14 protein-coding genes are annotated in these 18,164 nt (G+C 47.0%); all 14 read left to right on the forward strand.

Features of this window, described 5'->3' with window-relative positions; translation table 11 throughout:
* Window positions 1-5 precede the first annotated feature (5 nt).
* The 14 genes from asnB to PHS46_03125 are packed head-to-tail and all read left to right on the forward strand — an operon-like array spanning window position 6 to window position 18,160.
* On the forward strand, window positions 6-1,892 hold the full coding sequence (asnB, locus tag PHS46_03060; GenBank protein ID MDD3905493.1) for an asparagine synthase (glutamine-hydrolyzing): 1,887 nt from the start codon (window positions 6-8) through the stop codon (window positions 1,890-1,892).
* Between the two features lie 60 nt (window positions 1,893-1,952).
* Entirely contained in the window at window positions 1,953-2,594 is a 642-nt protein-coding gene (locus PHS46_03065; protein ID MDD3905494.1) for a corrinoid protein, read from the forward strand.
* An 8-nt stretch (window positions 2,595-2,602) separates the two neighbouring features.
* Window positions 2,603-3,445 carry an acetyl-CoA carboxylase, carboxyltransferase subunit beta gene (accD, locus tag PHS46_03070; protein ID MDD3905495.1) on the forward strand — a complete coding sequence of 281 codons (843 nt, stop codon included), beginning with the start codon at window positions 2,603-2,605 and terminating at the stop codon, window positions 3,443-3,445.
* 38 nt (window positions 3,446-3,483) lie between these two features.
* Window positions 3,484-4,587, forward strand: coding sequence for a sn-glycerol-3-phosphate ABC transporter ATP-binding protein UgpC (ugpC, locus tag PHS46_03075; GenBank protein ID MDD3905496.1), 1,104 nt, complete (start codon window positions 3,484-3,486; stop codon window positions 4,585-4,587).
* 11 nt (window positions 4,588-4,598) lie between these two features.
* The gene (locus PHS46_03080; GenBank protein ID MDD3905497.1) at window positions 4,599-6,026 is read left to right on the forward strand and encodes a sensor domain-containing diguanylate cyclase; all 1,428 of its coding nucleotides are present in this window, start codon (window positions 4,599-4,601) and stop codon (window positions 6,024-6,026) included.
* Window positions 6,014-7,327 carry a diguanylate cyclase gene (locus PHS46_03085; GenBank protein MDD3905498.1) on the forward strand — a complete coding sequence of 438 codons (1,314 nt, stop codon included), beginning with the start codon at window positions 6,014-6,016 and terminating at the stop codon, window positions 7,325-7,327. Before PHS46_03080 ends, PHS46_03085 begins: the two co-directional genes overlap by 13 nt.
* Window positions 7,328-7,339: 12 nt before the next feature.
* Window positions 7,340-7,987: a fructose-6-phosphate aldolase gene (fsa, locus tag PHS46_03090; GenBank protein MDD3905499.1), complete on the forward strand. Its 648-nt coding sequence runs from the start codon at window positions 7,340-7,342 to the stop codon at window positions 7,985-7,987.
* The gene (lptC, locus tag PHS46_03095; protein MDD3905500.1) at window positions 7,974-10,169 is read left to right on the forward strand and encodes an LPS export ABC transporter periplasmic protein LptC; all 2,196 of its coding nucleotides are present in this window, start codon (window positions 7,974-7,976) and stop codon (window positions 10,167-10,169) included. The genes fsa and lptC overlap by 14 nt, the downstream gene beginning before the upstream one ends.
* Before the next feature lie 25 nt (window positions 10,170-10,194).
* Window positions 10,195-11,085: a decaprenyl-phosphate phosphoribosyltransferase gene (locus PHS46_03100; GenBank protein MDD3905501.1), complete on the forward strand. Its 891-nt coding sequence runs from the start codon at window positions 10,195-10,197 to the stop codon at window positions 11,083-11,085.
* 3 nt (window positions 11,086-11,088) lie between these two features.
* Window positions 11,089-12,810 carry a glycosyltransferase family 39 protein gene (locus PHS46_03105; protein ID MDD3905502.1) on the forward strand — a complete coding sequence of 574 codons (1,722 nt, stop codon included), beginning with the start codon at window positions 11,089-11,091 and terminating at the stop codon, window positions 12,808-12,810.
* Window positions 12,782-14,935, forward strand: coding sequence for a cobalamin-dependent protein (locus tag PHS46_03110; protein MDD3905503.1), 2,154 nt, complete (start codon window positions 12,782-12,784; stop codon window positions 14,933-14,935). Before PHS46_03105 ends, PHS46_03110 begins: the two co-directional genes overlap by 29 nt.
* Window positions 14,928-16,364: a radical SAM protein gene (locus PHS46_03115; protein ID MDD3905504.1), complete on the forward strand. Its 1,437-nt coding sequence runs from the start codon at window positions 14,928-14,930 to the stop codon at window positions 16,362-16,364. The genes PHS46_03110 and PHS46_03115 overlap by 8 nt, the downstream gene beginning before the upstream one ends.
* 50 nt (window positions 16,365-16,414) lie before the next feature.
* The gene (locus PHS46_03120; protein ID MDD3905505.1) at window positions 16,415-17,710 is read left to right on the forward strand and encodes a UDP-glucose/GDP-mannose dehydrogenase family protein; all 1,296 of its coding nucleotides are present in this window, start codon (window positions 16,415-16,417) and stop codon (window positions 17,708-17,710) included.
* Between the two features lie 3 nt (window positions 17,711-17,713).
* Window positions 17,714-18,160, forward strand: a complete 447-nt coding sequence (locus tag PHS46_03125) for a dTDP-4-dehydrorhamnose 3,5-epimerase family protein (GenBank protein MDD3905506.1) — start codon at window positions 17,714-17,716, stop codon at window positions 18,158-18,160.
* Window positions 18,161-18,164: the final 4 nt, after the last annotated feature.

Consider the following 18,164-nt stretch of genomic DNA (forward strand, 5'->3'; position numbering starts at 1 on the left):
AAATTATGTGCGGAATCTGCGGCTACATCCATTTAGATAAAACGAAACGTCCGTCCGAATCTATCCTTAAGGCGATGACGGATACTCTCGCCATGCGCGGGCCCGACGACGAAGGCCTTTATATAAAAGATAACGTCGCGCTTGGCCACAGGCGCCTTTCCATAATAGACCTCCAGACGGGCCACCAGCCGATATTCAACGAAGATAACTCCATCGCGATCGTCTATAACGGGGAAGCTTATAATTTCACCGAGATCAAAAACGTTCTTTTAAAAAAAGGACATAGGTTCAGGACGCATTCCGATACCGAGGTCGTCGTCCACGCGTACGAAGAATACGGCGAGGACTGTCTTAAACTTTTAAACGGCATGTTCGCCTTCGCGATATGGGACTCTAAAAAAGAGTCCCTTTTTATTGCCCGGGACAGGTTCGGGAAGAAGCCGCTTTATTACGGCGAGTTCGACAATCAGTTCATATTCGGCTCGGAATTAAAAGCGATACTCAAGCATCCTTCGATTAAAAGGGAGATAGACTTAAGCGCCCTCAGCAAATATCTCGCGTATGAATATGTGCCGTCCCCGTATTCCATATTCAAAAATATCCGTAAGCTGGAAGCGGGCTCCAAACTCGTCCTTAAAGACGGCAACATTAAGGTGGGGCGTTATTGGGACATGGAGTTTCCGCGGCAGGGCCGTTTCGATCTGAAGGCTTCCGAAGAGCGCTTGGTGGAATTACTGCGGGAGTCGGTAAAGAAGCGGCTGGTAAGCGATGTCCCGCTCGGTGTTTTCTTAAGCGGCGGGATAGATTCATCGAGTGTTGTCGCTATGATGGCGCAGGTTATGGAGCCGAAGGAGATAAAGACATTCTCGATAGGGTTTAAAGAAAAATCTTTCGATGAGTCGTCCGACGCCAGGCTCGTCGCAAAATATTTCGGCACCGACCATCATGAACAGATACTGAACCCGGGCACGATGCTGGAAGTATTTCCGGATATCCTCGACCTTTTGGACGAGCCGTTCGCCGACTCATCCATAATCCCGACGTATCTGGTCTCGAAGTTTACCCGCGATCACGTGAAGGTAGCCCTCGGCGGAGACGGCGGCGATGAGTTATTTCTCGGTTATCCGTCGTTTCTGGCACATGAGCTGAACGGCTATCTGAAGAAGATACCCGCGCCGCTACGCAATATACCGCTTAAATTATTGGCAGGCGCTACAGCCGCATCTACCGACTACATGAGCCTGAATTTCAAGATAAAGCGTTTTATCAGGGGGATGGATTTTCCGGATGATGTGCGCCATCAGGCGTGGATAGGTTCGTTTACGCCGCCGGAGCAGAATAAGCTATTTTTGGCCCGTAAAGAATTGAATAAATCCGGCGATGATATATATGAAACGACAAAGCGCCTTTTTCATGATGCGAGGAAACTTTCGCCGCTTGACAGGGCTATTTACATATATGTTAAAACATATATGTCGGATGACATACTCGCCAAGGTCGACAGGGCCAGTATGGCTAATTCGCTCGAGGTGCGGGCGCCATTTCTTGACCCGGATTTCGCAGGATTTGCCGCCGGGATACCGCCCGCGTTCAAGCTACGAGGGCTTACCACCAAATGGATACTTAAGAGTGCCATGAAGAAATATCTGCCGGCATCGATCCTGACCAAGCGCAAGCAGGGCTTTGCCGTTCCGGTCGCGAAATGGATGAAGGAAGATTTGAAACCGATGCTTCTTAAGGCTTTCGCCAAAGAGAAGATCGCCCGCGAGGGCATCTTCGACTATTCTTATATCGAAAATATGCTTAACGAATTCGTGAATAATAAAGAAGATACCAGGAAAGAAATTTGGACACTATTTATGTTCGAAATGTGGTATGATAGATGGATGTAAGATTTTCCATTCCGCCATCCGGCAGAACGGAAAATCTTAATTAATATGCCCGGGAGAGACATGAAAGAAAAAATATTAAACGATATTAAAGAAGCGCTGATGCGCGGCGACAGGAATGGCGTAACGAAGCTTACCAAAGACGCTCTCGACGCCGGCATTGCTATACCCGATATTCTCGATAAAGGCCTCATTGCCGGCATGGAGACTATAGGGAAGAAGTTCAAAAATAACGAGATATTCATTCCGGAAGTTTTGATATCGGCCAAGGCGATGCATGCCGGTATGGCTCTTATCGAGCCGCATTTCCTTAAATGCGGCATAAAGCCGGTCGGCAAGGTCGTTATAGGGACGGTAAAAGGCGACCTCCACGATATAGGCAAGAATATTGTCAGTATGATGTTTAAAGGCGCGTGCTTCGATGTTACGGATTGCGGTATAGATGTGCCGACGGAGAAGTTTATAGAGGCGATCAGAAATAGCGGCGCGGATATACTGGCCATGTCGTCGCTTCTTACGACGTCGATGGGTTCGATGAAAGATACCATCAGGGGCCTGAAAGAAGCCGGCCTCCGCGATAAAATAAAGATAATGGTCGGCGGAGCGCCGGTAACTCAGGAGTTCGCCATGTCGATAGAAGCGGATGGTTACGCTAAGGACGCCGCGCTCGCCGTAGACAAGGCGAAGGAATTGTTAAAAAGGTAGGGACAGATATGCCGTTTTTTCCTAGAAAACCGAAATATACGATAGTCAGAGTTGCGAAGAAGAGGGACATCCCGAGCGATCTCTGGACCAGATGCGAGGATTGCAACGAGCTCATTTATAACAAGAAGCTCGACGAGAATATGCGTGTATGCCCGAAGTGCAATTACCACTTCGGCTTAGGAGCCAGAGAAAGGGTAGCCCTCCTGACGGATGAGGGCAGTTTTAAAGAGATGGACGCCGACATGGAGTCGCTCGACCCGCTCGTCTTCGCCGGGCCAAAGACATATAAAGAAAAGGTAAAGAAAGACCAGGAACTTACCAAACTTAAAGACGCCGTCATTACCGGCGAAGGCACTATGAACGGTGTTCCCATAGTCCTGGGTGTTACCGATTCGCGATTTATTATGGGTTCGATGGGCTCGGTAGTCGGCGAAAAACTGACAAGGGCGATCGAGCGCGCTACCGCCAAGCGCATTCCTCTTATCATAGTGTCCGCCTCCGGAGGCGGCGCCAGAATGTATGAGGGGATGTATTCGCTTATGCAGATGGCCAAGACATCGGCGGCTTTATGCAAGCACGACAGGGCCGGATGTGTATTCATATCGATTCTTACAAATCCCACCATGGCGGGTATTATGGCGAGCTTTGCGTCGCTGGGCGATATAATAATGGCGGAGCCGAAGGCCCTTATCGGGTTTACCGGCCCACGCGTCATAGAGCAGACGATAAGACAGAAGCTTCCGGCCGGTTTCCAAAGGGCGGAGTTTTTGCTCAGCCATGGTCTCATCGACATGATAGTGCCCCGTAAGAACATGAAGGAGACGCTGTCGAAGCTCCTCACGTATTTTTAATTTGCATACGAGCGTTATTATGTTAGGATATTAACTATATGGCGCAGGTAAGTTTAAATAATGTCTCGAAGTTCTTCCCCGGCAATGTCCAGGCTATAAAGGACATTAATCTGGGAATTGAAAATAAAGAATTCGTAGTCCTCGTAGGTCCTTCCGGTTGCGGCAAATCCACCACTTTAAGAATAATAGCAGGTCTCGAAGAAGCGTCTTCGGGCGACGTCTATATAGGCGACCAGCGCGTTAATGATGTGCCGCCTAAGGACAGGAATATCGCCATGGTGTTCCAGAATTACGCGCTTTATCCTCACATGTCCGTATATGAAAATATGGCCTTCGGACTTCGTCTGCGGAAATATCCGCGTACCGAAATAGATTCCAGGGTCAGGGAGGCGGCCACTATCCTCGGCATAGAGAAGTTGCTCCACAGGAAGCCCAGGGAACTATCGGGCGGACAGCGGCAAAGGGTAGCGGTCGGCCGTGCCATAGTCAGGAAGCCGCTCGTATTCTTATTCGACGAACCTCTCTCGAACCTCGACGCGAAGATGCGTGTCCAGATGAGGACCGAGATAAAGAAACTGCATCTGCGGCTCCAGACGACGATGGTGTACGTGACCCACGACCAGACGGAAGCTTTGACGATGGGCGACAGAATAGTCATCATGAAGGACGGCATTATTCAGCAGATAGCTGATCCCATCCGGCTTTACGATAAGCCGATAAATAAATTCGTCGCCGGTTTTATCGGCAGTCCCCCGATGAATTTTATCAAAGGCACTATAATAAAAAAAGACGGGAAGTGCTATTTTAACGAAGGCAAGTTCAGGGTCCGCATCGTCGATTCTATGATGAAATCCATAGAACCATATATCGATAAAGAGATAATATTCGGCATAAGGCCCGAGGATATATACGATAAGTTGTTTGTGTCGGAAGCTCCTCCGGACAATACGATAAAAGCAACCTGCGAGGTTATAGAGCCCATGGGCTCCGAAGCATACTTGTATTTGAACACAGGCAGAAGCTCCTTTATAGCAAAAGTCGGTGGACATAACAAGCCGACGTTGAACCAGGATATGGATCTCGTGTTCGATATGTCGAAAGTTCACTTTTTCGATAGAGATACGGAGAACACGATAATCTAAACCGGATCCGGATGACACCTTCCATAAAAAGAACGGCCCTCGGCGTTATTTCCATAGCATCATTTATTCTTTCGACATTTCTGTTATTCAGTTTGCCCGCCAATCATAGCATACTGTCGCTATTCTATTTTAACCTTGCGGAGAATCTGATATTCACCTACAACATCGCGATCATATTCGCGTGGATCGCGTTTGGCACGATCTTTGGCATTGTTATAACGGTGCTCTCGGCCATCCTCGTATTGCTCCTGAATATGAGGATAGGGCTCGTCGGGCATACGATATTTACTCTGCCATTTTTTATTACCGCTTTCTTCGGTTTTCTTTGCCGCCGCCGCAGGAACCATCTTTACGATTCGTACAGGCTGAAGATGGAGAAGCTACGCGAGGATACAAATATCATTACCACCGGTATGGAGGATAGGCGTAAGGGGATATTTTCCGTGGAGGAAAAGCTCCAGCGATATTCTGCTCTCAAGGAGGTTATCGATTCGTTCAGTACCCAGCTCATGTTTGACGACATAAAGAAACTTATAATGGAGAAGACAGCAAAAACTTTAAGCAAGCCCGGCAGGATACTACTCTTCCTTGTTGATACCGAGAAGCAGGAGCTTATATTGTCGGCATCACGCGCTACGGCGCGCGCCGCGGCGAAAAAGGGCGATCTTTTCGACCGGTGGGTATTCAAGCACAGGCGTCCGTTGATAGTGGAAGATATTGCTACGGACTTCAGATTCTCTACGGACAACCACGGCGATCTCAAGAAAGTGTTCAGGTCGCTTATCGCCGCGCCTCTAATAAGCGGTGACAAAGTGATCGGCATACTGAGAATGGACAACACCCGTGAATTCGCTTATTCGCAGGACGATCTCCGGCTTTTAGGTATAATAGCCGACCTGGGCGCGGTTTCAATAGAAAACGCAATGCTTTATGCCAGGACGCAGGAATTGGCGATAAAGGATTCCCTGACAGGCCTGGCTGTCAGAAGATATTTCATGGAACGATTGCACGAAGAAGTGAAGCGTACGTCGATAAAAAAATCCCACATGTCGCTTCTTATGCTCGACATCGATCGTTTTAAGGAATACAACGATAAATTTGGGCATGCGGCGGGCGATATCGTATTGAAACACATGGCCAGGACGCTCGGCGCTTTGGTAAAAGAAGGGGACATCGTCGCCAGATATGGCGGGGAGGAGATCGTCGTCATGTTGTGCGGCAGGAACAAGGCGGAGGCCGCCCGCGAAGCGGAGGCGATGCGCGTGGCGATCAAGGAGAGTCCGATCACGTTGCGGCGGCATACCGCCAATGTCACCGTGTCGATAGGCCTCGCGGGTTATCCGGAGGATGCGTTACCCGCGGAGGGGCTGATAAGAATAGCGGACGAGCGGCTTTATAAGGCGAAGGCCCAGGGGAGGGATAGAGTTTGTTCAGCCTGAAATTCCTGAATATAATGCTTTTAATGGCGGCGCCGCTGGCGTATTTTTTCCTTTCATACCGCATCATCGTTATAATATCCGCGATCGTTGTTTCCGTGCTTATGTTCGCGTGCCGGCTTGATCCTTTAAATTCATTTCTGGCCGCCGCTGTTTTCGGTCTTATACAGGCGAGCGCGATAGTCTATAAAAAAATAATCGAAGAAGAACGCGGCGAGCTTTCTTTAAAACTGGAGAAGGAGAATGGCAGGAAGCTTGGTCTTCAGGAAAAACTGAAGGCGCTTGAAGATGAAGAGCGCGCGATGAAAGAAGACGAGCTCATGATAGTAAATCTCTTCGAGATAACGAAAAAGATGTCGGAGAGCCTAAAATTCATAGATATTTTTAACGTCTTTAGCACTTTTCTTAAAAGCAACTTCTCATTCAGGAAGTGCGATCTTCTTGTGCTGAACTGGGATTCGTCCGGGCTTCCGCGGCTGGACAGGAGCTACAGCGTATGGCAGGAAGACAGTCAGACTGCGTCGAAACAGATAGCCAACTACGGCAAGCTCATACAAAATTTTCTCCATAATCCGCAGAAGATACATGCCTCCATGGATTCCGATAAGGATATGTTTGAAAAGATGGGCGTAGAAGACCCCGGCGTAGCTACGTTCACAGCGATCCCGCTATTTAACGAGCAGAAATTAGCCGCCATGCTCACGGTGGAAAATCTGCCTACCGAAGAACTGGAAAAATTCCTTATACTTTCGATGCAGTTTACCCTCGAAATAAAGAAGGTGCTTCTCTATGAGACCGTCGAGAAATTGGCCATAACGGATTCCCTGACCGGCCTTTATCTAAGAAGGTATTTTCATGAAAGGATTGCCGAGGAACTACAAAGATCGAATAGGTATAAATTCGAGTTCGCTTTTCTTATGATAGATATAGATGATTTCAAACGTACAAACGATACATGCGGGCACTTGGTGGGAGACGTTATATTAAAAGATCTGGGGCATCTGATAAAAGAAAGCGTTCGCGAGATAGATCTTGTTTCGAGATATGGCGGGGAAGAGTTCGCCGTGGTTTTGCCCGAGACGAGTCCGCAGGGCGCTATGCTCGTCGCGGACAGGATTAGAAAGAGAATAGAGGAACATCTATTCAAAGCCTACGATGAGGCGCTCAAAATCACCATCTCGACAGGCGTTTCAGCTTATCCGCAAGATTCGGATGAAGTGAATGCCCTGATAGAGAAGGCCGACATTGCTATGTATGACGCGAAAAAATCAGGCAAAAATGTTGTGTGCAGGTACAAAAGATAGTATAATATCCCAATGAAATTATTCATAGATACCGCGAATATAAATGAGATACGTGAAGCCAACGCTATAGGCATCATAGACGGCGTCACCACCAATCCTTCCCTGATAGCGAAAGAAGGCAGGGACTTCATCGCGGTAGTAAAAGAGATCTGTTCGATAGTAGACGGCCCCATAAGCGCCGAGGTCATAAGTTTAAAATCAGATGAAATGGTCAGGGAAGCGGCTGTTCTCGCGAAGATACACAAGAATATCGTAATAAAGATACCTCTTATTGCGGAAGGTTTAAAAGCCGCGAAGATATTATCGAAAGAGGGGATAAAGACCAATCTGACTTTGTGTTTTTCTCCAACCCAGGCCTTACTGGCCGCCAAGGCGGGAGCTACTTACGTCAGCCCGTTTATAGGCCGGCTCGACGATATAAGCCTGACCGGTATGGATCTGATCAGGGACATAAAGACGATATTCACCAACTATTCTTTCAAGACCCAGATAATTGTGGCAAGCGTAAGAAATCCGCTCCACGTCCTCGATGCGGCTAGGATAGGGGCGGATATAGCGACGGTGCCGTATGGCACGTTGATGGCACTGCTGAAACATCCGCTGACCGATATAGGAATAAGCAAATTCCTAAAGGACTGGCAGAGTGTTGCGAAAAAATAACCTCATTTCGTTCGCGCTCATATTAGTATTGTTATGCGCGTCTTCCGCGGTTTACGCCGCGTCTCCCAATGAGATTGTCCCCCAGGCTCCCAAAGAGCCGATAATAGTTAATGGCGATAACGTCGAATATTTCCACGAAAAGAAGATGGTTACCGGTGCCGGCAATATATCCATAAAATATAAAGACATAGAGCTTACCTGCGACAAGATAACGGTTTATTTAGATACGAGGGAAGCGTTGGCGGAGGGCAATGTCCGCGTTACTCAGAAAGACGCGTATTTTACCGGCGAGCGGATGAATTATAATTTTGATACAAAAAAGGGCACGGTACTGAACGGTTATCTGAGCGCGCGGCCATTTTACGGCAAAGCTGAAAAAGTGGAGAAAGTCGAGCGTAAAGACGAATATATCATGGAGCGCGGATACGCCACGACCTGCGATCTGGACGAACCGCACTACAGGTTGCAGGCCCGTCGCGTGGAAATATATCTTAATGACAAGGTAGTGGCTAAACACATCGTTGTATTTGTAGGTAACGTTCCCGTGCTTTATTGGCCTTACTATGTCCAACCGTTAAAGCAGAAGAAGTCGTATGTAAATGTGATGGCCGGAAAAAAGAAGGAATGGGGTTATTACGCCCTGACATCTTACCGGTATAATGTCAACGATGCGCTTAAAGGCGACGCCATGCTGGACTACAGGACCAAGGATGGTCTTGGCCTGGCCGGTGGTATAAATAATTATCACGATTTTGGAAAGATGGGTAAGGGCGCCTTTAAAGTTTATTACACTAAAGAAGACGGTAAGGGGGATGATAATGATCACCCCAACGAGATCATACACAGGTACCGTTATCAACTGCGTCACATCTGGGACATGGGAGAAGGCACAGACACGACGGCAATAATGGAATTTAATAAGTTAAGCGATCGCGATATTATTAAAGATTACTTTTATAATGAATATGCCGAACTCGGCGACGACCCCGATAACTATGTTACGTTTCTAACCAAGAAACCAGAGTATACGACGGAATTTCTCATCAGGAAACGTGTTAATAAGTTCCAGTCTGTGGTCGAGCGCCTTCCGGAATATAAGTTAAATATAAACAATATCGCTCTTATAAAAGATGTGCCGTTATATTATACCGGCGTGACAAGCGGCGTATATTTAAAACAGCGTCTTCCCGCCGATGGGACTAATCAGAAGGGTATAGATGTAGTGCGTTTTGATACCAATAATCAGCTTTCATATGTATTCAGATTTTTCAGGACGTTCACCGTGACGCCTTATATCGGCAGTGAAGAAACGTATTATTCCAAAACTAACGGCGGCGAGTCCAATAAGATAAGGACGGTTCTTAATGCAGGTGTTAATAATACCATAAAATTTTACAGGACATTCGATTTCTCGACAAATTTCTTAGGCTTGGACATAAATAAACTGCGGCATGTGGTTACGCCTACCGCGAACTATATTTATACCCATCAGCCCGCCATAGGGCCTAATAAACTTTATCAGCTCGACGAGATAGACGCCGTAGATAAGCAGAATTATATAAGCCTGGGCTTAGAGAACCGTTTGCAGACAAAGAGAAAAAATAAGTCCGTGGATCTGGCAACTTTGATGATCAACTCCGACTATCATTTCAGAATGAAGAAAGATGTCGGAACTATATTTGAGGAGAAATTCCGTAATGTAGATCTGCAACTGGAACTAATACCATATGACTGGCTGTATTCCGTATCGCGCTTGTCTTATAGCACAAAGAACGCCGCTGTACGTACGGCGAGTATCGATATAACGGGCGGTATAAGCGATAAGTGGTCTGTGAGCGCCAGATATGATTATGAAAAGGAGATCGAAGGGATAAATAATTTACTGACGGCGGATACGATGTATAAGTTTAACGACAAATGGCGGATCAGGGCCTATCAGACATACAGTTTATTCAAGGGGTCTCTTACCGACCAGGAATATACGATATACAGGGACCTGCATTGTTTCATTGCCGAGTTGACTCTCGATTTTAGCAGTACAAGCGACCGCGATAATATCGGCCTATGGTTTGCCATCCGGCTGAAGGCGTTCCCGGAAACGCCTATAGGGTTGAAACAGACATATTCCCGTCCGAGATTCGGTTCAGCTTCTGTGGCAAGCCGTAGCTCGTTATCTAACTAAATATATAATAATACCAAAGGCCGGCATGAAAAACACGCATATTATATGGTATGTATTCGAAGCCATGAGGCCGCGGCAATGGCTGAAGAACATCGCCGTTTTTATAGCGCTCGTATTTTCCAGATCTCTTTTTGACGCCTCAGCCGTCATTGATTCAACGCTTACTTTTATAGCTTTTTGTCTGATATCCGGTTTTTCATACATGATAAATGATATATATGATAAGGATTCAGATAATATCCATCCCGAAAAACTTAAAAGGCCGATAGCCTCCGGAGCGCTTAAAGAAAGTACGGCCATGAAGATCGCCGGAATAGCCGGTCCGGTAATAATAGCAATATGTGTATTATGGTCATGGAAGGTGGCGGCCGTTCTTTTTATTTATTTTATTCTCCAGCTGGCATATTCCCGGTTCTTGAAACATGTAGTGTTGTTTGATATACTTGCTATAGCATTTAGTTTTGTGCTCAGGGTGTTCGCAGGTGCCGTCGCGATAAACCTGGCGCCGTCTTCCTGGCTATTATTCTGCACTATATTATTGTCGCTGTTCTTGAGCTTATGCAAAAGACGGCACGAGGCCTTGCTCATGAAAGAGACGGCCCATATTCATCGCAGGACATTGAGCGAATATAGTCCGCTCCTCTTAGACCAGCTTATATCATTTACGACCTCGACATTTCTCATATGCTACATACTCTATACGGTTTATTCGGAAACGGCGACCCGTTTCGGGGCCGAAGGTTTGAAATATTCCACCGTATTTATACTGTATGGGATATTCAGGTATCTTTATCTGACCTACTCTAAGAATCTGGGCGGTAACCCGGAAGATATACTGGTAAAAGACAAGCCATTCCTTGTAAATATCGTACTCTACACTATCTTCGTCGTTTGCGTTATATACTTTAAGGGGTAACGATTGGCCTATTATATCAAACCTTTTATACTATACTGGACGCTGGCGTTAATATATTTTCTGCTCATCAGGTCTTATTCAAAAGAGGCGATGCGGAAAACGCTGAGCCGTTTTATCCCGCAGGCAATCATTTGCCAGCTGGTGTACTGGTTGCTGATATTCAGGATATCAATAGATAAACTCAATCCGTTTGTGTTGGGCGGAAGGGGTATATACGAAGTTTACGCGAAAGTATATTTTTTTATCATGATGGGTATCTTTACCGCTTATGTTGCAAAGAAGATAAGAAATATTTTTAAGGGCCGGGAAGAGGCTATGATCTATTCTCCCGCGCTTTTTTTATTTTTTTATGCGGCATATTCTCTGTTTGCCAACGCCCAATATACCCACGCCGCCGCTTTTATATTCCTATTTATTTTAGTGGTTATGATAAAGCCGGGCCTTGGAATCTCCGGTACCGCGTCGGGCTTTAAAGAGGTGTTTTATAAAAAAGAATATATATATGTCATTATTATATTTGCCGCGGCATTTACCATGAAATTTCTTTTCTATGAAAGGCTACTGCACATGGCCGGCGACAGGTTTCTTATGGCGAGTGACGACGGGCTTACGTACGCGCCGTATGCGCTCGACTGGGCGCACGGCAGGATTCCGGAGAACGGCACCTACTGGGGCGGATTCGGATACTGGGTATTTTTAGGCAGTATATACAGAATATTCGGAGACTGCAATCATCTGGCCATGGCGCTCATACAGTCTTTAATGGGCGCGTCCGTTCCTGTAGCGGTATTTTATATTGCGAAAACCGTATTTTCCCGACCTGCCGCTTTCATCGCCTCGGCCCTGACGGCGCTCGACCTGAACCTCACATTTCTTTCCACGGTAATAGGTATGGAGGCGCTGTATATCCCCATGTTCTATCTGAGCTTGTCGGCCCTGACGGTATTTTTCTGCCGGCAGGGAACAAAGAAATCTCTCTATGCGGCGGGCATTGGCATCCTTTTCGGTTTCGCGAACGTCGTAAGGGGGGAGCTCGTTTTTTTTGCGGTGATCACGGCCGTCTTTATCCCGGTATTTTTCGCAAAACAAAACGGCCTGCGCCGTGCGGCGGTAATAGGAACTATTTTTTTGGCAGGATTTTTTATGCCGCTTACATTGCATGCCGTGAGAAACCACGCGAATTACGGCAAGTTTACGTTTTCTTCCGGCCAGGCCAAGGCGTGTTTTAAAAAGGCCGCCCATGGCATAACGGAAAATGAAAAGTTGCACAACATGGGATTCAACCCCTTCGAGAGCCCGGAACGTTCGGTCGAGACGTTTAAATCCAGGCCGGGCGATGTCGCGGGGCTGTTATTTAATGGTTTCTGTAAACGCGCCGCGCTATTTCTTTTTATCCCGAACTTCGGCACTTTTGACCCTTTGATACTGATAAATCCCGGTAGCGGATATAAATATCATTACTCCCTCTATCTTTTATTTTATGGGTATATTCTCGTCGCGCTCGGCGCTGTCTTTGCCTTTATGGATAGAAAGGCCATATTTATCAAGACGCTTTTGGTCTCGTTCATATTTTCTCTGGTATTGATATACGGCGCGATATATGTCACTAATGCCAGACATAGAGGGGTGGCGATACCGATATTTTATTCCTTTCTCGGTTACGGCGCGGCCGTTTTATACGGGCGCATAAAACACTATGAAAAAAGTATTACTCGTAAAGCCTAAGGACGAATACTCATACGCGGTGATACCGAGCCTCGGGCTCGGGTATCTTGCCGCTTCTTTAAGGAAAAAAGGTTTTGAGCCGCACATAATGGATTTGAATAAGCCCGGCTTGAGCGTTGCGGCTTTCGAAAAATATATGGCGGAGCATTCTTTTCCGGTTGTGGGCTTGCAGGTATATACCAGCAGTATCCGTAGCGCTAACGACGTCGCGGCTATCTCGCGCAGGGTCAATAAAGACACGGTTATAATAGCCGGCGGTCTGCATCCTTCCGGCGACCCGGAGCACGCCCTGCGGAGCATTCCCGATGTCGATTGTCTCGTCGTAGGTGAAGGCGAGAATGCGATCGCGGCTATCGCGATGTTGTCGAGAAAGGATATGCCGTTTGCCCTCGAAGGAATCAAGAATACCGCGTTCAGGAGGCCCGACGGTAAAATCATGGTTGGCCCCCTCGAGACGATAGAGGATTTGGAGGATGTGCCGATGCCGGCGTGGGACCTTATCGACCCGAGGACATACGGGATATCGCCGCATGGCACATTTTCGCGGTCGTATCCGGTCGCTCCTATAATAACTTCGAGAGGATGTCCTTACGCGTGCACGTTTTGCGCGGCGTTCAGGATATTCGGCAGAAAAGTGCGCCGGAGAACGGTTGGGAGTGTTCTCGACGAGATATCGTTTCTGCGCAATGAATACGGCGTGAGGGAGTTCCATATAGAGGACGATAATTTTACGATCGAGAAAGATTATGTCATGCGGTTCTGCAAAGGCATCAAGGAGCGGTCGCTCGAGATATGGTGGGCCTGCCCTAACGGCATCCGTATAGACAAAGTCGACGCCGAGATGCTCGCCGCGATGGAGTCCTCGGGATGTTATTCGGTGGCGCTCGGGATAGAGTCCGGCTCCTCCAGGGTGCTCGGGATGATGAGAAAGAGCCTGAGGGCCGAAAGCGTGGGCGCCATGGTTGACATGATAAAACGTAATTCGCGCATGAGCGTCACGGGTTTTTTCCTTATAGGGTATCCGGGCGAGACCGTCGATGATATCAAGAAAACGCTCGAGCTTTCCCGGAAGCTCAAGCTCGATAAGGCGAGCTTCTCCCCGGTGATGCCGATACCGGGAAGCCAGATATACGGCGAATGGAAGAAGCGCCTCGGGGGCCGCGCTGTTTCATGGGAGAAGTTCCTGTATTACCAGATAGTGCCTTTTGTCTCCGATATTCCGCCGGCGCTATTGTCGAAATATCTAAAAAAGGCAGTCGTGGGTTTTTACATGCGGCCCAGAGTAATCATGGGGCTCCTGCGGGAGATAAAGACACAAGATCAGATAAAGGCGCTGTTTAAAAGGGCGTGGACTATATTTTTCGGCAGTACGCTTGCCCGCGGCGCCGATGGAGGCGAAAAGATGTTGAAAAAATACAAGAGGTATCTATATCCGGTAAAGGCTTTTGGCGAATGGGTGTCAGCGTCTTTTGCCGGGGCGCTGGTCAGGATGGCAAATGGCGGCAGGATCGGCCGTTACATAAAGTCGCATGATGTAAAGAAACTCCACCTTGGCGCAGGTTCCAATATGCTGGAGGGGTGGTGTAACACCGATATAAATCCAAAGATGTCCGACGGTGTTTTTTTGGACGCGCGCAGGCGTTTCCCGTTTGTCGACGGTACGTTCGATTACATATTCAGCGAGCACATGCTTGAGCACCTGGAATTGAAGGATGGCATTCGCATGCTGGGCGAGTGTTTCAGGATACTCAGGCCGGGCGGCAGAATACGCATTTCAACCCCAGACCTCCGGTATCTTATAGAGCTCTATAATTCGTCAAAGACCGATGTGCAAAAGCGTGAGATTACAAGGATAGTCGATATGATATTCCCGGATGTCGCTATCTATCAGGATACATTTGTCATAAATAATTTTTTCAGGAGCTGGGGGCATAAATTTATTTACGATTATAAAGTGCTTAAAGAGTTGATGTCCAGGGTTGGGTTTACGAATATCATAAACTGCGGCGTAGGAGAATCTGCGGATGAAAACCTGCGTAATCTCGAATCTCATGGAAAACATGTATCGGATGAGATAAATAAATTACAAACCTTCGTTGCCGAGGGCCTTAAACCTTATGCCTGACAAAGTATTATTGATTATGCCAAAAATAGGCATGGGGAGTTTTGATTTTGGTATCCCCAATGAACCTCCTGTGGGCCTTGCTTACATAGCGGCAATATTAAAAAGACATTCCGTTGTTTTTAAGGTTATAGATATGCGCCTTGGATATTCCTTCGACGCCGTAAAAGAGATAGTCGCGGCTTACAAACCTACCGTTATAGGCGTAAGTTATTGGTCTCTTGAGCGAAGCAAGACGCAGGCGCTGATAAAGGCCGTAAAGGCTATTGCCAGTGTGCCGATAGTCATAGGCGGGCCGCATGTTTCATCGGTAAGGAAAGAGAGCCTCGAAGAAACCGACGCCGAATATGCTGTTAAGGGCGAAGGCGAATTTACCATCATCGAACTTTTAGGTTTCTTACGCGGTGATAATGTTAAATTGGAAGATATAAATGGCCTTATCTTCAAAAGAGGTGGGGATATTTTTGAGAACCCCGATAGAGAACCCAATAAAAACCTGGATGATCTCCCGTTTCCTGCGTATGAAGATTTTGAAACAGCGCGGTATGTAAGAAAGAACAGGATAAATATCGCTACCTCGCGCGGTTGTCCATACGGATGCAATTATTGTGCCGTCAGGTTGACCATGGGCAGGAATTTCCGCCCTCGTTCTCCGCAGAATGTTGTAGATGAGCTCGCGCACTGGAACCGGTTGGGCTACGGGGAATTTCAATTTGTGGACGATTGTTTTACTTTCGACATGGCCCGTGCCGGGGATATATGCGATCTCATAATAAAACGTGGTTTAAAAATAGACTGGTTCCTGGATAACGGTATACGGGTGGATAGGGTCAGCGAATCTTTGCTTAAAAAAATGAAAGCCTCCGGTTGCAGGATAGTAATGTTTGGCGTTGAGAGCGGGGATGATGGCATATTGGCCAGGATGGGTAAGGGGATAAAGATACGCCAGGCGGAAGAGTCGGTGCGGATGGCAAAGAATGCCGGCATAGAATACGTCGGAGCGACTTTTATAATAGGGCATCCGGGCGAAAATCTGAATATGATTCGGGAGTATATGAAAAAGATCAGGAAATGGCCCGCGGATAAAATAAATTTCTACAATCTCGTACCGTATCCGGGAACGGAAGTATTTGAGTGGGTAAAGAAAAATGCCGTAATGTTTGACGCTAAAAACAGCTATCTGGACCACCTTTCCTATTATTCCGGTATTCCAATATTCGAAACAAAAGATTTTCCGGCAAAGGACCGGATAAAGGCCCTTAAGATGGGCAAGCGGCTCACCAAAAGCATAACTTCCAAATATTATACAAAGGTGTTTACAAAAAAATATGGTCCGGTCATAGGTTTTTTGGGCGGCAAGCTCGTCAATTTTAAGCGGCTTATGGTTATTCTGTCCAACCTTGGGGTAAGTAGCCTCATTAAAAAAATATAGCGGGTATATTGCCTTATGCTATAATATTGTCTCCAATAAAGGATAAAAATATGAACATATGTATAATCGGGGCCGGATACGTAGGATTGGTATCGGGCGCGTGTTTCGCGGATCTTGGTAATACCGTAATATGTGTTGATAACGACGAAAAGAAAATAAAACGCCTCAAGGCCGGAGCCGTACCCATATACGAACCCGGTTTAGAAGAGATGATAAAACGCAATGTAAAAGAGGGGCGTTTATCATTTACGCCCAGGATCAAAGAGGGTGTGAAAAAATGCGAGGTTATATTTATCGCTGTAGGCACTCCTTCCAGGTGTAACGGCGAGGCCGATTTAAGCTTTGTCGAGAACGTTTCCCGCGAGATAGCCGTTTCGATGCCGTCCTACCGTCTTGTCGTAGAGAAATCAACCGTTCCCGTGAATACGGGTGAATGGGTTGAGCATACCATAAAGGTTTTTAATAAGAGGAATATTAAATTCGACGTTGCTTCCAACCCGGAATTTTTAAAGGAAGGCTCGGCTATAAAAGATTTCATGAACCCGGACAGGGTAGTCGTTGGCGTTAAATCCAAAAAAGCCCGCGACATACTGGTGGAACTCTACAAACCGCTCAAAGCTCCGATAGTCGTAACCGACATTAAATCCGCCGAGATAATCAAGCACGCCTCAAATTCCTTTTTAGCCACGAAGATATCTTTTATAAACGCCATATCCGACATCTGTGACAAGGTGGGCGCGGATATAGTTGAGGTGGCCAAGGGCATAGGCCTCGACAGGCGGATAGGCAAAGATTTTCTGAACGCCGGCATAGGGTTCGGCGGTTCGTGTTTCCCGAAGGATCTGTCCGCCTTTATCCGTATAGCCGATAAGGTAGGATATAATTTCGGCCTGTTAAAAGAGGTGCAGGAGATAAATAGTTATCAAAAAAGCCTTATTATAAAGAAGATAGAATCGTTATTATGGAACCTGCCGAAGAAGACGATAGGTGTGCTCGGTCTGGCGTTCAAGCCGGATACCGACGACATAAGGCAGTCGCCCGCGATCGATATAATATCCGTTCTCCTTAAAGAGGGCGCGCATATAAAAACATATGACCCGGAGGCGATGGAGAAAGCCAGGCGGGAAATGCCCCGCAATGTGAAGTTTTGCCGGGACGCTTACTCCGTGGCTAAGAATAGCGATTGCCTTCTTCTCGCGACGGAGTGGAACGAATTCAAAGAACTCGATTTTAAAAAGATAAAGAAGATCATGAGACAGCCGATACTCATAGACGGCAGGAACATATATGACCCGGCGGAAATGAAGAAACTCGGGTTTACCTATATCGGCATAGGGAGGAAATAGCGGGTGATAGACGGCGTGAAGGTCAGAAAATTGAAGATCATTCCCGATGAGCGCGGCCGGCTCATGGAAATATTAAGATGCGATGACGAAGTTTTTAAGAAATTCGGACAGGTCTATATGACGACGGCGTTTCCCGGCGTCGTGAAGGCGTGGCATTACCATAAAAAACAGGACGATAATTTTACATGTATTCACGGGAAAATGCGGCTCGCTTTATATGATGCCCGGGAAGATTCTCCGACTTACAAAGAGGTAAACGATTTTATCATATCGCTCGACGATCCGATGCGCGTAACGATACCAAAAAATATTTATCACGGCTTCAAATGCATAAGCGATTGCGAAGCGCTGGTGATAAATACCGTGACCGAATCGTATAATTACAAAGATCCGGACGAATACAGGCTGGACGCCTACAAAAACGACATTCCGTACGACTGGAGGAAGTAACGTA

The organism is Candidatus Omnitrophota bacterium (assembly GCA_028699255.1).
Classification (GTDB): Bacteria; Omnitrophota; Gorgyraeia; order 2-01-FULL-45-10; family 2-01-FULL-45-10; genus FEN-1322.